Annotated in this window: 16 protein-coding genes; 6 read left to right on the forward strand and 10 right to left on the reverse strand. The window is 69.8% G+C overall.

All coding sequences use genetic code 11. From position 1 onward, the window contains the following. Window positions 1-91: 91 nt before the first annotated feature. Window positions 92-940: a DUF3097 domain-containing protein gene (locus GX015_RS04320; protein WP_291343057.1), complete on the reverse strand. Its 849-nt coding sequence runs from the start codon at window positions 938-940 to the stop codon at window positions 92-94. Between the two features lie 82 nt (window positions 941-1,022). Here GX015_RS04320 and GX015_RS04325 point away from each other — a divergent pair, with 82 nt between their 5' ends. Further along, window positions 1,023-1,883 carry a hypothetical protein gene (locus tag GX015_RS04325; protein WP_291343059.1) on the forward strand — a complete coding sequence of 287 codons (861 nt, stop codon included), beginning with the start codon at window positions 1,023-1,025 and terminating at the stop codon, window positions 1,881-1,883. A 63-nt stretch (window positions 1,884-1,946) separates the two neighbouring features. Here GX015_RS04325 and GX015_RS04330 read toward each other — a convergent pair whose 3' ends face one another. The 6 genes from GX015_RS04330 to GX015_RS04355 all read right to left on the reverse strand — a co-directional run bounded on the left by GX015_RS04330 (window position 1,947) and on the right by GX015_RS04355 (window position 8,646). Continuing rightward, a complete protein-coding gene (locus GX015_RS04330; protein ID WP_291343061.1) occupies window positions 1,947-3,044 on the reverse strand; it encodes a ferrochelatase in 1,098 nt (365 codons plus the stop codon). A 102-nt stretch (window positions 3,045-3,146) separates the two neighbouring features. Continuing rightward, a complete protein-coding gene (locus GX015_RS04335; protein ID WP_291343063.1) occupies window positions 3,147-4,124 on the reverse strand; it encodes a VWA domain-containing protein in 978 nt (325 codons plus the stop codon). Then, window positions 4,121-5,011 carry a DUF58 domain-containing protein gene (locus tag GX015_RS04340; RefSeq protein ID WP_291343065.1) on the reverse strand — a complete coding sequence of 297 codons (891 nt, stop codon included), beginning with the start codon at window positions 5,009-5,011 and terminating at the stop codon, window positions 4,121-4,123. Before GX015_RS04340 ends, GX015_RS04335 begins: the two co-directional genes overlap by 4 nt. Beyond that, entirely contained in the window at window positions 5,008-5,937 is a 930-nt protein-coding gene (locus tag GX015_RS04345) for a MoxR family ATPase (protein ID WP_291343076.1), read from the reverse strand. The genes GX015_RS04340 and GX015_RS04345 overlap by 4 nt, the downstream gene beginning before the upstream one ends. A gap of 95 nt (window positions 5,938-6,032) precedes the next feature. Next, window positions 6,033-7,667: an NlpC/P60 family protein gene (locus GX015_RS04350; protein WP_366926229.1), complete on the reverse strand. Its 1,635-nt coding sequence runs from the start codon at window positions 7,665-7,667 to the stop codon at window positions 6,033-6,035. A 478-nt stretch (window positions 7,668-8,145) separates the two neighbouring features. Further along, window positions 8,146-8,646 carry a DUF6676 family protein gene (locus tag GX015_RS04355; protein ID WP_291343069.1) on the reverse strand — a complete coding sequence of 167 codons (501 nt, stop codon included), beginning with the start codon at window positions 8,644-8,646 and terminating at the stop codon, window positions 8,146-8,148. Between the two features lie 289 nt (window positions 8,647-8,935). Between GX015_RS04355 and acnA the strand changes: the two genes are divergently transcribed. From acnA to GX015_RS04375, 4 genes are all read left to right on the forward strand, one after another. Continuing rightward, complete coding sequence (acnA, locus tag GX015_RS04360) at window positions 8,936-11,728, forward strand: aconitate hydratase AcnA (RefSeq protein ID WP_291343070.1); 2,793 nt, start codon at window positions 8,936-8,938, stop codon at window positions 11,726-11,728. A gap of 123 nt (window positions 11,729-11,851) precedes the next feature. Further along, window positions 11,852-12,418 (forward strand): TetR/AcrR family transcriptional regulator, encoded by a 567-nt coding sequence (locus tag GX015_RS04365; protein ID WP_291343072.1) that lies wholly within the window; start codon window positions 11,852-11,854, stop codon window positions 12,416-12,418. 158 nt (window positions 12,419-12,576) lie between these two features. Continuing rightward, the gene (locus GX015_RS04370; protein ID WP_291343073.1) at window positions 12,577-13,320 is read left to right on the forward strand and encodes a glutamine amidotransferase; all 744 of its coding nucleotides are present in this window, start codon (window positions 12,577-12,579) and stop codon (window positions 13,318-13,320) included. Between the two features lie 9 nt (window positions 13,321-13,329). Continuing rightward, complete coding sequence (locus GX015_RS04375) at window positions 13,330-14,145, forward strand: glutamine amidotransferase (protein WP_291343074.1); 816 nt, start codon at window positions 13,330-13,332, stop codon at window positions 14,143-14,145. Here the strand turns inward: GX015_RS04375 and GX015_RS04380 are convergent. The 3 genes from GX015_RS04380 to GX015_RS04390 form a co-directional block, all read right to left on the reverse strand. Next, a complete protein-coding gene (locus GX015_RS04380) occupies window positions 14,142-14,582 on the reverse strand; it encodes a hypothetical protein (protein WP_060925655.1) in 441 nt (146 codons plus the stop codon). The two genes, GX015_RS04375 and GX015_RS04380, sit on opposite strands and share 4 nt — an antisense overlap. Before the next feature lie 60 nt (window positions 14,583-14,642). Continuing rightward, the gene (locus GX015_RS04385) at window positions 14,643-14,957 is read right to left on the reverse strand and encodes a hypothetical protein (RefSeq protein WP_046650527.1); all 315 of its coding nucleotides are present in this window, start codon (window positions 14,955-14,957) and stop codon (window positions 14,643-14,645) included. A gap of 213 nt (window positions 14,958-15,170) precedes the next feature. After that, complete coding sequence (locus GX015_RS04390; protein ID WP_046650526.1) at window positions 15,171-15,656, reverse strand: Lrp/AsnC family transcriptional regulator; 486 nt, start codon at window positions 15,654-15,656, stop codon at window positions 15,171-15,173. 273 nt (window positions 15,657-15,929) lie between these two features. Between GX015_RS04390 and GX015_RS04395 the strand changes: the two genes are divergently transcribed. Beyond that, a partial coding sequence (locus tag GX015_RS04395; RefSeq protein ID WP_291343075.1) for an indolepyruvate ferredoxin oxidoreductase family protein occupies window positions 15,930-18,243 on the forward strand: 2,314 nt, incomplete at its 3' end.

The raw sequence follows: 18,243 nt of genomic DNA on the forward strand, positions 1-18,243 counted from the left end.
CCCCGGATCCCGCCTTCGAACAAAGGTTCGCTTTACGACGGGGCCGGCCGGGGCGTCGTCAAGCGAAGAACCGCGCGCGAAGCGGGACGCGTCAGCCGAGGTGGGGTTCCGTGACGAAGTCGACGAGGCGCTCGACGGCGCCGATGAGCGTGGGTTCCAGATCGCGGAAGGAATTCACCGCGCCGTAGACGCGGCGCCACCCGTCGCGGGGCTCGCCCCAGCCGAGGCGGTCGCAGACGCCGGTCTTCCAATCCTCGCCGTAGGGCACCTCCGGCCAGGCCCGGATGCCCACCGCCGAGGGCTTCACGGCCTGCCACACGTCGATGTACGGGTGGCCCGTGACCAGCACGTGCGGCCCGACCTGCTGCGTCATGCGGGACTCCTTCGAGCCCTCGACGAGGTGGTCGGCCAGCACTCCGACGCGGCGGCCGGGACCGGGGCCGAACTCGGCGAGGCGCTCGGCGAGATTGTCCAGGCCCTCGAGATGCTCGACGACGACGCCCTCGACCCGCAGGTCGTGGCCCCAGACCCTCTCGACGATGGCGGCGTCGTGGATGCCCTCCACCCAGATCCGGCTGGGCAGGGCGACCTTCGCCTGCACGTCCGCCACGCGCCGCGAGCCCGACGCCGAGCGGTCCAGGCGCGGGTCCGCCGCCTTCGGTGCGGGGCGGGTCAGCGTGACGCGGCGGCCGTCGACGAGGAACGCGCTCGGGGACATGCGGAACAGGCGCACCTTGCCGCGGCGGTCCTCCAGCTTCACGCAGTCGGCGTCCTGCAGCTTCTCGAAACCGACCACCGCGCCGACGTACCCGTCGACCGCCGACTCGACGACGAGCCCCTCCTCGGCGGCCACTTCGGGGGCGACCATCGCCTTGCGGCGCGCGTGGCCGCGGGAACCGCCGAAGATGTCCTGCGAGGCATAGGGGTCGTGGAAGCTCATGGCGAATCAGGGTAGTCGACCGCCGCGCCCGACCCGGGCAGGCGTTCCGGCCGGGCCGCCGCGTCGGCTACCGTGTGCTCCCATGGAAAGACCTCCGGTGGAACGCCTCGCCGTCGACCAGGTGTGGACGCCCGCCCAGCACACCGCGCTGTGGCTCGGCGCGTGGGTGACCGGGCAGGTGGCCTACGATCACCTGCTCGACGCGCTCGACGCCGTCGGCGGACCGCATTCGGCGGAGCTCATCGACGCGACGGTGCCCGACGTCGTCGACGTCGACGCCCCGCTGGACCGGTCCGGCCTGTTGCGCCTGGTTCGGGCGGTCACCGAGGGCGGCGCGTGGGCCCGCGACGCCGAGCCGCCCGTGCGGCTGGTGCTGTCGGGGCCCGGCGAAGCACCGGCGCTGCCGGCGGGAACGGAGCTTTACGACGCCGCCTCCAGGTCCGGTGCGGCCATCGTGCTCGCGGACGCGACCCCGGGGTGGCGCCACGTGCTCGTGCCGGATCGCCTGCCCGGGGGCGGCGGAGTGCGCTGGCGGTGGTGGACCGTGGAGGGGCATCTGCCGGAACCGGCGCACCTGTCCCCCGGCGAGGCCGATCTGATGCTGGCCGACGCGACTCGGCGCGCGGCGGCGGCGATCGCCGCGTCGGGGCCCGCGGCGCGGTTGGGAGTCGACGCCCCCGATCCCCGATTGATGGTGGGCACGTTGACCGATCACTTCGATCTCGCCGAATTGCCGGGTGAGCTGCCCCGCCGGGCCGGCGGCCTGCTGGCGCGGGCGGATCGGTTGGCGGCGATCCTCACGGTCGGTCGCGGCGGCTCCCCCGGCGTCGGCGCGGCGCATGACCCGCACCTGATCCCCCTGTGGCGCGACATCCGCGCGGCCCGCGTCGCCGCCGTCGATCATGCGGTGCGCGAATGGGCGGCGGACTACGCCGGGGCGTGAGCGCTGCCGCGGCGGATCTGGCCCGGCCCCGCGACGATTCGGTTCGGGACCGCCCGAACTTGTTTATGCAGGGCGCCCGGCGTGCGACGGCCGCTTCGCGGGCACGCAGCAGTCGACTGCGCAGGGCTTGCCGTCGCAGGCGGAGCCCAGCAACGGCTCGCGGCCCAGGCGGCGCGGTTCGGCGCCCCCGGTGCGCTCTCGGACGAGTTCGACGATCATTTCGGTGAACGCCTCGGTCGGCCCCGGCGTGGCCACGCGCTCGATGACGATGTCATGGGCGTCCATCTCGTCCTGCAGCTCGGAGTCGAGGTCCCACACGACCTCGATGTGGTCGGAGATGAACCCGACCGGGCACACGACGGCGGCGTCGACGCCGTCGGCGAAGATGGCCTCGACGTGGTCGACGATGTCCGGCTCGAGCCACGGCACCTGCGGCGGGCCGGACCTCGACTGCCAGACGACGTCGAACTCGGTGGCGCCGACCTGCTCGGCGATGAGCCCGGCGGCCTCGTTGACCTGGCGGGAGTAGAGGTTGCCGCCCAGCGACGCCGGCCCCGACGCGTCGTCGGCGGAGTTCGGGATGGAGTGCGCGGTGAAGACCAGGCGGGCGCCATCGCGGCGGTCGGCCGGGAGCTTCGCCCGCGATTCCTCAACGGCGCGCGCGAACTCGCCGATGAACAGCGGGTGGTCGTGGAAGCCGCGGAGCTTCTCCATTTCGATCGAGCCGAGCTCCGGCTTCGACGCGAGATGCTCCCGGGCCCGGGCGATGTCCTCGTGGTACTGGCGGCAGCCGGAGTACCCGGCCCACGCGGAGGTGGCGAACACGAGCGCGCGGGTCACCCCGTCGCGCGCCATTTTCTCGACGGTGTCCTCCACCATCGGGTGCCAGTTGCGGTTGCCGAAGTACACCGGCAGGTCGATCGACTCGTCGGCGAGCTTCTTCTCCAGGTTGGCGATGATCTCGCGGTTGAGGTCGTTGAGCGGCGATTTCCCGCCGAAGTGGTGGTAGTGCTCGCCGACCTCGTCGAGCCGCTCGGGCGGGATGCCTCGGCCGCGGGTGACGTTCTCGAGGAACGGGCGGACGTCCTCCTGCTTCTCTGGCCCGCCGAAGGACAGGACCAAAATGGCGTCGAAGGGGTGCGTCTGCGCGGCGTCGGTCATGGTGGCCAGCTTAATCGGGCGCGTTCACCCGTCGAGCAAGGGGACCCTAAGCCGGGCCGGCACCGAAAGGGGAACCCGGCGGCCCCGGAACACCTTGGCAGATCAGGGCACCCGGCGGCCCTGGAACACCGACGCCGCGGCGGAGGTCACGAGCAACGCGAACGCCGCCACCATCCACGGCCGCGGGTTTTCGGACCTGCGAAGTTCGTAGCCGATCTCGTCGGTGAGTTCGCCGTAGACGCCGCGCAGTTCGTCGAGGCTCGCCGCGGAGTGGAACTCGCCCTCGGTGCGGCGCGCGATCTCCATCAGGGATTCGTCGTCGTTGGGCACGGGCAGCACCTGGCCGTCGACGGAGATCGATCCTCCGAGCGTGCCGAAGGAGATCGCGTGGATCGGCAGCCCGATCTTCGCGGCTTCGTCGGCGGCGGTGAACGCGCCCCGCGGATCGTCGAGTTCGGTGGGGATGGTCTGCTTGCCGTCGGAAAGCAGGACGATCGCGGCGGGCGGCGGCCCCTCGGGCCCCTGGATTTGCTCGCCGAATTGGAGGATCGCCGACTGCGCCGCGGCGATCGCGTCGCCGGTGGCGGTGGCGCTGTCGAGCGTCGCGCCGTCGAGCGCGCGGGCCACGGTGGCGTGGTCGGTCGTGGGCATGACGGGGGTCTGCGCCCGGCCGGCGAAGGTGACCAGGCCGACGTTGAGGTCGTCGGGCAACGACTCGATGAATTCGCGGCCCGCCTGTTTCGCCGTGGTCAAGCGGTCGGGCTGGACATCCGTGGCGGACATCGAGAGCGACACGTCGACGACGAGCATGATCGTCGCCCGATTCCGGGCCACTTTCGTCTCCGCCATGGGGCCGGCCAATGCGATGGCCAGCAGCGCCAGGGCCGCCACCAGCGCAGTGACCGGCAGGTGCCGCAGCCACGGCCGGCCGGGCCCCGTCACGTCCGCGACGACGGTGAAGTTGCCGAAAGCGATCGACCGCTTGCGTTTCCGCTTGTCGACGGCGACGTACGCGGCCGCCGCCGCGATGGGCACGAGCAGCGCGAGCAGCCACCACGGGTGGGCGAAGGCGCCGGTCATCGGGAACCACCCCGTCCCGGGGCCATCTGCCGGGCGAAGTCGAGGACCCAGTCCCGGTCGGTGCGCAGCTCGACTATGCGGGCCCGGGCCGACCGCAGCGCGGCGGTGACCGCGGCGGAATGCTCCCGGGCGGCGGTTTCGTAGCGTCGCCGCGTCTCCTCGTCGATGTCGACTTCGAGGATCTCCCCCGTCGACGGATCCGACAGTCGCACGGGGCCGTCGCCGGGCAGGGACTCGTCGGCGGGATCGATGAGGCGGATCGCCAGCACGTCGGTGCGCGTGCCGACGACCCGCAGCGCGTCGGCCCAGTCGACGGGGCCGAGGAAGTCGGAGATGACCGTGACCAGCCCCGCCCGGGGCGCCCGGGACGGCAGAGTGCCCAAGTCCGCGGCCAAACCCGACCCGCCGACGTGGCGGGCCGCATGGGAGATCAGCCGCATCGCATGGGCCCGCCCCTGCCCCGGCGGGATCAGGGTGCCATCGGCCACGAGACCCGTGCGGTCGCCCGGGTTGTCGGCCAGGAGAGCCACCGCCGCGGTGGCGGCCGCCAGGAGGTGGCGCTTGGTCACGGGGCCGGACCCCGTCGCCAAGCGGGGCGAGGACTCCGCCACGACCCAGGACTCCAACTCGCGCTCGGCCTCGGGATCGCGGACGTGGGCGACGCCCGTGCGGGCGGTGACGGACCAATCCATCAGGCGGACGTCATCGCCCACGACGTACTCGCGGGCGGAATCGGGGTCCGTGCCCGGCCCGGTGGCCGCCGAGGCGAACGCGCCGCGCAGCAACCCGTCGAGCCGGCGCGTGACCGTCAGCTCGAGGTGCCGCAGCACCCGGTCGAGATCGCGGTCGACGGCGGCGCCGGCCCGCTCGCCGGAGGGGCCGCTCATGCCCCGGCGCCCACCTCGGGCAGGCGGACTCGCGCCAGCACCCGGTCGATGATCGCCTCCGGGGTCACCTCGTCGGCGAGCCCCTCGTAGGACAGCACCAGGCGGTGGCGCAGAACGTCCGGCAGGACCTCCACCACGTCGGCGGGGGTGACGAAATCACGGCCCTTGAGCAGCGCCGTCGCCCGTGCCGCCGTCACCGCGCCGAGCGTCGCTCGCGGCGAGGCGCCGTACGCCAGCCACCGGCCGACGTCGTCCAGATTCGCCCGCGCGGGATTGCGGGTCAGTTCTACGACGGCGACGACGTAGTCGATGAGGGAATGGTGGACGAAGACCTGGCGCGTCTTCTTCTGCAGCGCGCGCACGGTCGCGGTGTCCAGGACGCGGCGGGCGGTCGGCGGCGTCGACCCCATGCGGTAGACGATCTCGCGTTCCTCCGACGGCGTCGGGTAGCCGACGACGACCTTGAACAGGAAGCGGTCGCGCTGCGCCTCGGGCAGCGGGTAGACGCCCTGGTTCTCGATGGGGTTCTGGGTGGCCAGGACCAGGAACGGCTCGGGCACGGGGCGCGAGACGCCGGCGATGGACACCTGGTGCTCGGCCATGACCTCCAGCAGCGCCGACTGGACCTTCGCCGGGGCGCGGTTGATCTCGTCGGCCAGCACGATGTTCGCCATCACGGGGCCGGGCTCGGTGATGAACTCGCCGGTGTCCTGGCGGAACACGCGGGTGCCCACGATGTCGGAGGGCACCAGGTCCGGCGTGAACTGGATGCGGGAGAAGCTGCCGCCGATGACCTTGGCGAAGGTGGACACGGCCAGGGTCTTGGCCACGCCCGGCACGCCCTCGAGCAGCACGTGGCCACCGGAGAGCATGGCCACCACGAGCTGGCGGCACAGGTGCTCCTGGCCGACGACGACCTGGCTCATCTCGGAGAGGACCCTGCGCAGATCCGGGGCGTCGGTCTCCGGGGTGTCGTTCACGCTGTCGTCTCCTGCGGGTCGGTTGCGGTGCTCCCCGAAGATTAGACGAGGCGCACGACGTTGGGGGTCATGCCGTTGTAGCGGACGGCGGTGACGCGGACCGTCGAGCCGGACTGCGGGGCCTCGATCATCTGGCCGTTGCCCAGGTAGATGGCGACGTGCCCGTGGCCGTTGGGGCCGTAGAAGATCAGGTCGCCGCGCTGCATCTGCGACGCCGGGTGGTGGGTGCCGCGCTGGTACTGGTAGCCGGTGTAGTGCGGCAGCGAGATGCCGATGCCCGCGTAGGCGTACAGCGTCAGGCCCGAGCAGTCGAAGCCGATCTTGTTGTAGTCGCCGTGCGCGTCGGCGTTGCCGCCGTCGCGGATGCCCTTGGTGGGGCCGTTGGCGTCACCGCCGCCCCAGGCGTAGGGAACGCCGACCTGCGACATGGCGCGGGAGATGACGGTTTCGATTTTCGCGGCCCGGTCGCCCGCCGCCGGCGTCGCCGACTCCGGGTTGGCGGGGGTGGCCGTCTGGACGGTCGTCGCGTTGGTTCCGGTGCCGTCGGTGGTGCCGGCATCGCTTTCCGACGTCCCGGTGCCCGTGCCCGAGGTGCCCTCGTCGTCGGCGCCGGACTCGGTGTCCTGCGTGGCGCCGGTGGCCGGAGAGGTGGTCGGCGTGGTCGTGGCCGGGGCCGTCGTGGTGGACGGAGCAGCCGGCGACGTGGTGGGCGCGGTGGTGGACGGGCGCGTGGTGGACGGAGACGTCGTCGGGGACTCGCCCGGGCGGACGGTGACGGACGGCTCATCGCCGGTGGTGCCGGCCTCGGAGTCGGCGTCATCCGCCTGATCCGCGGTGGTGGTGCCGCCGTCGGTCACGTCGGTGCGGGCGTCGTCGGCGGCGTCGCGGACGACCTCGCCCTCGGAGCGGCCGTCGCTGGAACCGCCCGAACGGTTGTAGGCGTCGAGGGCGATGCGCGCGGCGTCGAGGGCGGCGCGGGCGGCGTCGCGCTGGATGACGGCGGCGGCGTGGGCGATGCGCTCGTCGGCGAGCAGACGCTGTGCCTCCTTGAACACGCGGTCCGCCTCGCCGTGCAGGCGCTCGGCCTCGGTGGCGGCCTTCTCCGCGGCTTCGCGGGCGCGGCGCAGCGTCGATTCGGCGTTGGCGGCCTCGGTGCGGGCGCGGTCGAGGCCGTCGACGACGGCCCCCTGCTTGTCCGCGGCGCGGCGCAGCGACGACGAACGGTCGAGCACCTCCGCGGTATCGCGGGCGCCGCCGAGCGCGGACGGCAGCGAGTAGCCCTGGCGCATGGCGGCGCGGGCCATCTCGTCGAAGGTGCCCTGGGCGCCGCGCAATTCGTCGCGGGTGTCGCCGAGGGTGCGCTTGGCCTCGTCGACGGCGCCGCGGGCGCGCTCGGCCTTGCCGCGGGCCTCTTCGAGGTCCACGTAGGCGCGGTTGGCGTCCTCGCGCAGGCCGCCCATGTTCAGCTCGAGTTCGGAGACCCGGCGTTCCTTGGCGGTGACCTCGGACACCAGCGACTGCAGAAGATCGTCGGCCGAGGACTCGGCGTGCGCGTCGCCGCCGGCCGGCTGAGCCGACACGGAGGGCGCATGCGAGACCATCAGGCCGACTATCATGGCTCCGGCAATGGGGCGGGCCCACCGTAGGCGGGTCCGAGATGTCCGGCTATCTGCCACCTTCGACTCCTTGCTCAGCGAAATGAGCCGGGGGCGGAGATTCGACGGGCAACTTCCCCATTGCCCGAATCGGTCGCCAGCCGGGGCCAGCGCCGCACCCGGCGGTGCGCGCCCCGGGAAGCAACACATGCAACCCGGGTAACAACCAGCACGCTACGACACAACGACCCCCGAGAACACATGAGTCACAGGTGAAACGCGCACACCAGATTCCGTGACCGTTTCGTTATGGGCGGTGTCCAGCGATTTCCACAATGTGTTCGAATAGTGTGATGTTCGTCACAAATCATACTTAAGGGCGCGTGTCGGCTCGCCGAGACATCGAAAAGCAAGTATTCAGGCTTGCCTTTGGTCAAGTTCAGTGACTTGATTACCGGAAAGCCGCACGCATTGGTATATCGCATTAACTATCCGTCAATGCGTTTACGGGATCGTTATCGAGGGCAGTCCCGATCGGCGCCGGCGGGGCCAGGGGGCGTCAGCGGGCGTTCTTGCCGTGGGACCGGATCCACCAGAAGGCCATCAGTGCGGCGAACACGACCACGATCGCGCCGCCCGCGATGAGGCTGTAGTCCACCCACGGGACCGTGTATGAACCGGCGGCGTCGACGAAGGCCTCGAAACCCTCGGGGTAGTCCCGGGACTCGTCCATCATCTCGTGGCCGGCGAGCTCCAGGGCCGCCCGCGGGATCTGATCCGACGACGCCGCGACGGAGAAGGGCGCGCGGACGATGACCGTGCCCCCGTCCTCGGCGACGACCTCGTTGGCGAAATTGCGCAGATCCGTCATCCCCTGCGGGTCCCGGTCCACGACCACGACCTTCAGATTCTCGATTCCCCGGCCGGCGGCCGATTCGACGATCGGGCGCAGGACGCCCTCCAGGTCGGGGTTGGCGGTGACGATGGGATCTGCGAGCAGGGAGTCCGCGACCGTCTCGGCGTCGAGGTCCTCCAGGTACATCGTGTTGGCCTCGCTCATCGTCTCCACACATCCTCCCGATCGACTGGTGCCCCTGGGGGCTCCACCATCATGCCGTCACATGGGGGTGAAATCGGGTAAGGCGCACCGGCGCGCCGCGTCGGGGTGGGTGCAACAGAACGCCCGTACTGTTATTCTCGGGGGAGGTCGAGCCGGCCCGTCGGCGCACCGCATGATCCACATGCGCAAAAGGTGCCCTTCGTGACGAGTTCGCGCCAAGTGCCTCAAGGGCCCACTCGTGTGCGGGGTCCGCGGCGCGCACCACCCGAGCAAAGATTTGGAGCAGACTGTGACTGAAAGCAAGAACTCCTTCAACGCCAAGGCCACCCTCGAGGTTGGAAGCAAGTCCTACGACTACTTCCGCCTCGACGCCGTGCCCGGCATGGAGAAGCTTCCGTACGCCCTCAAGGTTCTCGGCGAGAACCTGCTGCGCAACGAGGACGGCGCGAACATCACCGAGGACCACATCAACGCGGTCGCGAACTGGGATGCGTCGGCCGAGCCGTCCATCGAGATCCAGTTCACCCCGGCGCGCGTGATCATGCAGGACTTCACCGGCGTCGCTTGCGTCGTCGACCTGGCCACCATGCGCGAGGCCGTGAAGACCCTCGGCGGCGACCCGGACAAGGTCAACCCGCTCAACCCGGCCGAGATGGTCATCGACCACTCCGTCATCATCGAGGCCTTCGGCGACGAGAACGCCCTCGAGAAGAACGTCGAGATCGAGTACCAGCGCAACGACGAGCGTTACCGCTTCCTCCGCTGGGGCACGGGCGCGTTCTCCAACTTCCGCGTGGTCCCCCCGGGAACCGGCATCGTCCACCAGGTCAACATCGAGTACCTGGCCCGCACCGTCTTCGACAACGAGGGCGTCGCCTACCCGGACACCTGCGTCGGCACCGACTCCCACACCACCATGCAGAACGGCCTGGGCATCCTGGGCTGGGGCGTCGGCGGCATCGAGGCCGAGGCGGCCATGCTGGGCCAGCCGATCTCCATGCTGATCCCGCGCGTCGTCGGCTTCAAGCTGACCGGCGACACCCCGACCGGCGTCACCGCGACCGACGTCGTGCTGACCATCACGGACATGCTGCGCCAGCACGGCGTCGTCGGCAAGTTCGTCGAGTTCTACGGCGCCGGCGTCTCCAAGCTGCCGCTGGCCAACCGCGCCACCATCGGCAACATGTCCCCGGAGTTCGGCTCCACGGCGGCCATCTTCCCGATCGACGGCGAGACCACCAAGTACCTGCGCCTGACCGGCCGCTCCGAGGAGTCGGTCGAGCTGGTCGAGGCCTACGCCAAGGCCCAGGGCATGTGGCTGGACGAGAACACCCCGGAGGCCGAGTACTCCGAGTACCTCGAGCTGGACCTGTCGACGGTCGTCCCGTCGATCGCCGGCCCGAAGCGCCCGCAGGACCGCATCGAGCTGACCTCCGCCAAGGAGCAGTTCCGCAAGGACCTGCACAACTACACCAACGGCTCCGGCTCCGGCGAGGTCCAGGACTACGTCGCCGAGGGCGGCAACACGGGCAAGGGCGGCGCCGAGCTGTCCTTCTCCGACGACGCCGGCGTGGCCAACCTGGCCCTGGGTGCGGCGGGCCGCCCGTCCAACCCGATCAAGGTCAACTACAACGGCAAGGACATGGTCCTCGATCACGGCATGGTCTCCATCGCCTCGATCACGTCGTGCACCAACACCTCGAACCCGTCCGTCATGGTCGGCGCCGCCCTGCTGGCGCGCAACGCCGCTGACAAGGGCCTGAAGTCGGCGCCGTGGGTCAAGACCTCCATGGCCCCGGGCTCGCAGGTCGTCACCGGCTACTACGAGAAGGCGGGCCTCTGGCCGGCCCTGGAGGCCATGGGCTTCTACCTCGTCGGCTACGGCTGCACCACCTGCATCGGCAACTCCGGTCCGCTGCCGCAGGAGATCTCCGACGCGATCAACGAGGCCGACCTGGCCGCCACCGCGGTGCTCTCGGGCAACCGCAACTTCGAAGGTCGCATCAACCCCGACGTCAAGATGAACTACCTGGCGTCCCCGATCCTGGTCATCGCGTACGCGATCGCCGGCACCATGGACTTCGACTTCGAGACCGAGTCCCTGGGCAAGGATCAGGACGGCAACGACGTCTTCCTCAAGGACATCTGGCCCTCCACCGAGGAGATCGAGTCCGTCATCGAGGAGTGCATCACCTCCGAGCTGTACGACGAGGATTACGCCGACGTCTTCGCGGGCGACGAGCGCTGGCAGAACCTGCCGACCCCCGAGGGCAAGACCTTCGCGTGGGACGACAAGTCCTCCTACATCCGCAAGGCGCCGTACTTCGACGAGATGGAGATGGAGCCGCAGCCGGTTTCCGACGTCAAGGGCGCCCGCGTCCTGGCGGCGCTGGGCGACTCGGTCACCACCGACCACATCTCCCCCGCGTCCTCCATCAAGCCGGGCACCCCGGCGGCGCAGTACCTCGACTCCATGGGCGTCGAGCGCAAGGACTACAACTCGCTGGGCGCCCGTCGCGGCAACCACGAGGTCATGGTCCGCGGCACCTTCGCCAACATCCGCCTGCAGAACCAGCTTCTGGACGGCGTGACCGGCGGCTACACCCGCGACTTCACCCAGGAGGGTGGCCCGCAGTCGTTCATCTACGACGCCGCGCAGAACTACAAGGCCGCCGGCACCCCGCTGGTGGTCATGGGCGGCAAGGAGTACGGCACCGGTTCCTCGCGTGACTGGGCCGCCAAGGGCACCCTGCTGCTGGGCGTGAAGGCCGTCATCGCCGAGTCCTTCGAGCGCATCCACCGCTCGAACCTCATCGGCATGGGCGTCATCCCGCTGCAGTTCCCGGAGGGCGAGTCCTGGAAGTCGCTGGGCCTGGACGGCACGGAGACCTTCGACATCACCGGCATCGAGGAGCTCAACGAGGGCACCACGCCGAAGACCGTCAAGGTCGTCGCCACCAAGGACGGCGGCGAGTCCGTCGAGTTCGACGCGCTCGTGCGCATCGACACCCCCGGTGAGGCCGAGTACTACCGCCACGGCGGCATCCTGCAGTACGTGCTCCGCAACATGATCAACGGCTAGTCGACTCCCCTCCTCGCGGAGGGGGCGACCCGCCTTTGATCGGGCACCTGGGCCGGGCCGGTCGGTTTCCGCCGTCCGTCCCGGCCCCGGTGTTTGGTCGGAGAGGATTGCAGGTGGCCCCAGATGCCGAGAGTCAGTGACAAGGCCCGCGCCTCGCGGCGGAGTGAAATCCTCGAGGGTGCGCGCGGTTGTTTCGCGAAGTTCGGTTATGACGGGGCGACCGTTTCCCGGTTGGAGGCCGCCACGGGCAAGTCCCGTGGCGCGATCTTCCATCATTTCGGTTCCAAGGAAGGCCTCTTCCTCGCTTTGGCGGAGGAGGATGCCGACCGGATGGCCGAGGTGACCGCCAGCTCGGGTTTGGTCGAGGTGATGCGCGACGTAGTCGCCCACCCCGACCAGCACGAGTGGTTGGGCACTCGGCTGGAGATCGTCGGGCGCTTGCGCACCGACGCCGATTTTCGGCGTCAGTGGCTGGCCCATCAGGAGCATCTCGACGGTGCGCTGCAGTCGCGGTTGCGCGACAGCGCGAAGTCGGGGTCGCTGCGCGACGATTACTCCCCCGAGGCCCTGCGTTTGCTGTTGGAGCTGATGCTCGACGGCATCATCACGCGGGTGGCCACGGGCCGGTCGACCGAAGGCATGGATGAGGTCCTCGATTTGATCGAGGAGTCCGTCCGCCGGCCGCGGTAGCCCGGTCACAGGGTGCTTTGCGAACAGGTTCTGAATGCGCAGCCCGTCCCCGCTTCTGCGGGGGCGGGCTGCGTTGCTTTTCGACGCTCATGCGCACCCCGATCGGCGTGGGCACCCGATAAACCACCCGAAACGATGCCGGACTAAGCTGTCTACTCATGAACGGTGGACGAAACGAGGGGCGCTTCCTGCTGGTGGCGCTGCGAGACGGCGATGACGTCGCGGTCGCGGAGTACGAGGACTTCCTCCGGGGCACGCGCTTGTCGAAGGACCGTCTGATCCATCACCCGATCACGTCGACGACGGACGTTTTGCCGGACCTGACCGGGTTCGACGGCGTCTTCGTCGGCGGCAGCCCGTTCAACGTCACCGACCTGGTGCATTCGGAGCTTCAGAAGCACGTCCACGATCAGCTCTATGATTTGCTGGTCTCCCCCGTCCCCACGCTGATGCTCTGTTACGGCAACAGTTTCGCGGCGTTCGCCGGCGGCGGCCGCGTGGACCGCTCCCACCCGGAGCGCGTGGGCGTCAGCGAAGTGAACCTGACCGAGGCCGCGGCGGATGACCCGATCGTCGGAAAGCTGGCGAAGTCCTTCAAGGGGCTGACCGGCCACAAGGAATCCGTCGTGGAGCTGCCGGAGGGCGCCGTCCTGCTGGCGACGGGCCCCACGTGCCCCGTGCAGGCGTACCGCGCCAACCGGTCGACGTGGGTGACGCAGTTCCACCCGGAGATGGACGCCGAGGGCATCATCCGCCGCATGGGCTTTTACATGGACGCCGGCTACTTCAAGCCGGAAGAGGTCGAGGAAATCTCCGGCATCGTCCGCGCCACCGACCTGGGGCCTGCGGAGCAGATCTTGCATCACTTCATGGATTACTGTCTGGCCCGGTCAGACGGATAATCTGGGGGCATGTCCTCCTCCGCCGACTTTTCCGCCGCCCCCGGCCCCGCCGACCGGCGACCCGCGACGACTTCCCGTGCCCAGGCGCCGGCGAAGCCGTTCCTGCTGCTGTCGACGCGCGCCGAGGACGCGGCGGCGCACGCGGAGCAGTTGTCCTTCGCCCGGGCGGCTGGGTTGGCGCCGGCGATGCTGCACCAGCTGCGCCTCGAGCGCGAGCGACCGAAGGCCCTGGATTTGGAGCGCTACGGCGGAGTGATCGTCGGCGGCGGCCCGTACAACGCCTCCGACGAGTTGAAGTCCGCCGTGCAGCTCGAGGTGGAGGCCTGGTTCGACGACCATCTCGCGGAAGTGCTGGAGACGGACTTCCCGTTTTTCGGCGCCTGCTACGGCGTCGGTCTGTTGGGCACGGTCGGCCGCGGCCGCGTCTCGCGCAAGCACGGAGAGGAGGCCGCCGTCGTGGAAGTCAGCGTCACGCCCGAGGGCGCGTCCGACCCGGTGCTGGCGGGCCTGCCCGAGCGGTTCCACGCGATGGTCGGCCACAAGGAGGCCATCGAAGAGCTGCCGGCGGGGGCGACGCTGCTGGCCACCGGCGCGTCATGCCCCGTGCAGATGTTCCGTCTGGGCCGCAACGCCTACGCCTCGCAGTTCCACCCGGAACTCGATGCCGACACCTTCGAGCAGCGTCTGCGCATCTACGCCGACCAGGGCTATTACCAGCCGGGCGGCAACGATCGCGCTGTGGCGGACGCCCGCCGCTTCGACGTCGCCCGCTCGGCGCAGGTGCTGCGCAACTTCACGCGCCTGCATTCGGGGCACCGGGGCTAGAACATCCGCCCCACTGTCGGGCAGTTGGCGGCGGTGTATTCGTCGACGCGCATGAGCGACCCGCTGTTCATCATGCCGCCCGTCAACGCGCCGGCGAGGCCCGCGAAGGGGTCGGTCACCATTTGCTCGGCGGTCGCCTGCTGCGTGGACCAGTATTCGGCCACGCGCTCGACGTCCGGTGCGATCTCTTCGGGGGCGACTTCCGCCGCTTCGTCGAACATGGCGGACAAGTCCCCCATTGCGGAGACCATCTGCACGCTGCTTTCGAAGAAGTTCGAATTGTTCATCGCCTGATTCGTGGCGGTGACGAATCGGTCCTTGTGCTTTTCCATCACCCCGCAATATGCGTCGATGGACCGGGTGGGCCCGCAGGCGGACATTCCCGCCGCGACGATGACGCAGACGCCGAGCGCCGCGATATGACGGATCTTTCTCATGATCGTCCTTTGATAGAATCAACCAAAATGTGAATGGATTTCCGGTCGCACTGCCGATGTTCAGGTGAACAAATCCCAGATGCCGAACAGGACGAGTGCGCCGGATGCGACGATCGCCCCCATGTCGAGGCCGCCGAGGAAGGACATCTCGTTGAAGAAGTAGATGAGGAACAGCCCCAATGCGATGAGCATGAGTGCCCGCGCCCGTTCCAACAGCCACAGGAGCCCTTCCGCCACCTTCTCCATCGTGTTCATGCCGGCGACGGTGCGCGCGGACGCGGTTCCATCCGAGGCCTTTGATTCCAGGTATTCCTTCCCCCACCCCCATGCCCCGCTGAGCAGTGCGACGACGACCAGAAGCAGTATGAATTCCACGACCGCGGCTCCCTTGAAAAGGGCGGGGCGAGAAGTTGCCCCGCATTCGCCTTTCAGCGTGCCCGATTCTTGTGGAGGACACCAGACGCGCATTCCGGTGCCCTCAATCTTTGTGTGTCTGAATTCACTGCGAGTTTCCGTCGAAAAGAAGGAGAAAGAGCTTTCAGGAAAGCGCGTTGCTTTGCGACGCCCGCGGTCATTCCCTTCGGTCGATCACACGGTGCGGCGCAGATCCTCGAGGAGCGGGAGAATGCGGTGCGGGATCCGGCGCCGGAGGACGATTTCGGAGCGCATCCGTTCGACGCCGTCGATGGCGATGATCGCCGAGAAGATCTCCTCCAGGTGCGCATGGTCGCGGGCCGCCAGGCGGCAAGCGAGGTCTTCGGTGCCGGCGACCGAATCGGCGCGGAGGATGAACGGGATTTCCGCGATGCGCGCCACGACCGTGTCCAGATCCGCCTGGCGGAGGGTCAGGTGCACGTCGGCGTTGAGAGGGTAGCCCAGCGCGGCCGGGTCGAGCGCCGGGGTGAAGTCCGGGATGACGCCCGCGGCGACGAGCTTGTCCATCCGTGATTGGGCGGTTCCGCGGGCCACTCCGAGGCGGCGGGCGTACTCGCGCACTCCCGCTCTCGGTTCCGCGACGATGAGGCGCAGCAGATCGACGTCGAGCTTGTCCAGGGGCTTCGGGGGCGGGGCCATAGCGGGCGTCCTTTCGTCGTCAAGCGCTTATGTCCGCATAGCGTGTGGAACGGGCGCAATCCGGGCCAATGGCCCAGGTTTTCGGCGAGTCGCATGCGCACATTGCCCAACTGGTACCGATTTCAGTGGACACCCGTGACTATGCCGTGGGTCACACCCTAGCGTGACGGACACCACAAACCCAGTGGTGCATCTCCCCGTCGCCGGACGAGGCGGCGGTCACGACGACGACCCCGCGGCACCCACGCGGGCGAAGGACGACAGGTGATCCCCATGACCACGATGCTCCCTCCCCCGTTCCGACCCGACGATCCCCGACACGACGGCCACCACGGCCAAGGCGGCGACACCCGAACGGCCCCCGGCCGAACGACCTACCGTCCCGGCGATCGTCTCGACGAGACCGGCCGCCCGGACGCCCGGGGCCGCGACATCGTCGCCGAACGCCTCACCGTCGACAAGGGCACCGTCCACCTGACGGGCATCCAGGCGCTCGTGCGCACGGTGCGCGACCGTGCGCTGGCCGATCGGGCCCGAGGATTGAAGACCGCCTCGTTCATCTCCGGCTACGAGGGTTCCCCGCTGGGCGGCTACGACCTCGAGCTCGCCCGCCGCAAGGACCTGCTGGCACCCCTCGGCGTCGTGCACCTGCCGGCGGTCAACGAGGAACTCGGCGCCACGTCGGTCTCCGGCTCCCAGCTCGCCGCCGGCGCCGGCACCCTGCGCGAGGGCGTCGACGGCGTCGTGGGCTACTGGTACGGAAAGGCTCCGGGCCTCGACCGCTCGGTGGACGCCCTGCGGCACGCGAATCTCGCGGGCACGTCGCCGACCGGCGGCGCGGTGGCCATCGTCGGCGACGATCCCTTCGCCAAGTCGTCGACGGTGCCGTCGTCCTCCGAGCGGCTGCTCGCGGACATCGGCATGCCCGTGCTGGTGCCCGCGGACTCCGCCGAGGTGGTCAAGCTGGGCATACATGCCGCGTGGATGTCCCGCGAGTCCGGGCTGTGGACGGCCCTGCGCGTCACCGCCGCCGTCGCAGACGGATCTTCCACCGTGACTTTGGACGGTCCGCCGGTGGCCCCGGCCCCTCCCGCCGACGGGCACTCCCCCTCGGCGCGCACCCTGGGCGCCACCCTCCATGAGCTGGAGGCGTCCCGCGTCGGCGTCCGCCTCGAGCGCGCCCGCGCCTACGCCCGGGACCGGGGCCTCAACCGCGTGCTCCACGAGGGAGAATCCGACCGTCTCGGCATCGTCTGCGCCGGCGCCCCGGCGCTGGCCGTCGAGGAGGCGCTGCGAGATCTCGGGTCCCCCGACGGCGTCCGCGTGCTCCGCCTGGGCATGACGTGGCCGCTGGACTCCGAGCAGATCGCCGACTTCGCCGCCGGCCTCGACTCCATCATCGTCGTCGAGGACAAGGGCACGTTCCTGCTGGAATCCGTGCAGGCCGCGCTCTACGAGTCCGAGCACCGTCCCCGCCTCGAACCCGCGCGCGACGTCGCCGCCGCGCTGCCCCCGGTTCTCGGCCGCCTCGGGATTTCGCACGAGGCCCCGGCTCCCGCGCCGATCCGTCGCAAAGCACTGCCCCTGTCCGTGCCCGCCCGCACCCCGCACTTCTGCTCCGGCTGCCCGCACAACGCGTCGACGCGCGTGACCGGCGACAGCCTGGTCGGCGCGGGCATCGGCTGCCACGCGATGGTGCTGCTCATGGACGAAACCCGAGTCGGCGACGTCACCGGCACCACGCAGATGGGCGGCGAGGGCGCGCACTGGATCGGCATGAGCCCCTTCGTCCGCGAACGCCACCTGGTGCAGAACCTCGGCGACGGCACCTTCTTCCATTCCGGTTCTCTGGCGGTGCGCGCGCTGGTGGCCTCCGGCGTCGACGTGACGCTGAAGTTGCTGCACAACGGCACGGTCGCCATGACCGGCGGCCAGGATCCGGTGGGCCAGATGCCGCTGCCCGGGATCCTCGACCTGCTGCGCGCCGAGGGCGTCGGCCGCATCGTCGTGACCACCGACGACGTCGCCCGCACCCGCAAGGAGCTCGGGGGTTCGCTGCGCACTCGCCTCGGCGCCAAGGCCGTGGAGATCCGCGACCGCGCCGATCTCGCCGACGTCCAGCGCGAGCTCGCCGAAGAATCCGGCGTGACCGTGCTGGTCCACGACCAGTCCTGCGCCACCGAGCTGCGCCGCGCCCGCAAGCGCGGGAAGGCGCCGACGCCGACGAAGCGGATCGTCATCAACGAGCGCATCTGCGAGGGTTGCGGCGACTGCGGCGAAAAGTCCGGCTGTCTGTCCGTCCAGCCCGTCGACACCGAGTTCGGGCGCAAGACGCGCATCGACCAGACCACCTGCAATCTCGATTACTCCTGCATCCAGGGCGATTGCCCGGCGTTCACGGAGGTCACGGTCGACCCGGAGGAGGGCTCGCGGGCGGGTTCGGCCGATGCGGGGGCCCGCGTTCCCTCGCTTTACGACGCCGACCTCCCCGATCCCCCGCCCGTCCACCTCGGGGCGGGCCGCAGCTGGAACGTGCGCGTCACCGGCGTCGGCGGCACGGGCGTGGTCATGCTGGCGGCCGTCATCG

It is taken from the genome of Corynebacterium sp., from assembly GCF_012837295.1.
GTDB lineage: Bacteria > Actinomycetota > Actinomycetes > Mycobacteriales > Mycobacteriaceae > Corynebacterium.

Coding starts and splice junctions, on each gene's coding strand:
- GX015_RS04320 (WP_291343057.1), bottom strand. CDS start 940: ATGAGCTTCCACGACCCCTATGCCTCGCAGGACATCTTCGGCGGTTCC.
- GX015_RS04325 (WP_291343059.1), top strand. CDS start 1,023: ATGGAAAGACCTCCGGTGGAACGCCTCGCCGTCGACCAGGTGTGGACG.
- GX015_RS04330 (WP_291343061.1), bottom strand. CDS start 3,044: ATGACCGACGCCGCGCAGACGCACCCCTTCGACGCCATTTTGGTCCTG.
- GX015_RS04335 (WP_291343063.1), bottom strand. CDS start 4,124: ATGACCGGCGCCTTCGCCCACCCGTGGTGGCTGCTCGCGCTGCTCGTG.
- GX015_RS04340 (WP_291343065.1), bottom strand. CDS start 5,011: ATGAGCGGCCCCTCCGGCGAGCGGGCCGGCGCCGCCGTCGACCGCGAT.
- GX015_RS04345 (WP_291343076.1), bottom strand. CDS start 5,937: ATGAGCCAGGTCGTCGTCGGCCAGGAGCACCTGTGCCGCCAGCTCGTG.
- GX015_RS04355 (WP_291343069.1), bottom strand. CDS start 8,646: ATGAGCGAGGCCAACACGATGTACCTGGAGGACCTCGACGCCGAGACG.
- GX015_RS04365 (WP_291343072.1), top strand. CDS start 11,852: ATGCCGAGAGTCAGTGACAAGGCCCGCGCCTCGCGGCGGAGTGAAATC.
- GX015_RS04370 (WP_291343073.1), top strand. CDS start 12,577: ATGAACGGTGGACGAAACGAGGGGCGCTTCCTGCTGGTGGCGCTGCGA.
- GX015_RS04375 (WP_291343074.1), top strand. CDS start 13,330: ATGTCCTCCTCCGCCGACTTTTCCGCCGCCCCCGGCCCCGCCGACCGG.
- GX015_RS04380 (WP_060925655.1), bottom strand. CDS start 14,582: ATGAGAAAGATCCGTCATATCGCGGCGCTCGGCGTCTGCGTCATCGTC.
- GX015_RS04390 (WP_046650526.1), bottom strand. CDS start 15,656: ATGGCCCCGCCCCCGAAGCCCCTGGACAAGCTCGACGTCGATCTGCTG.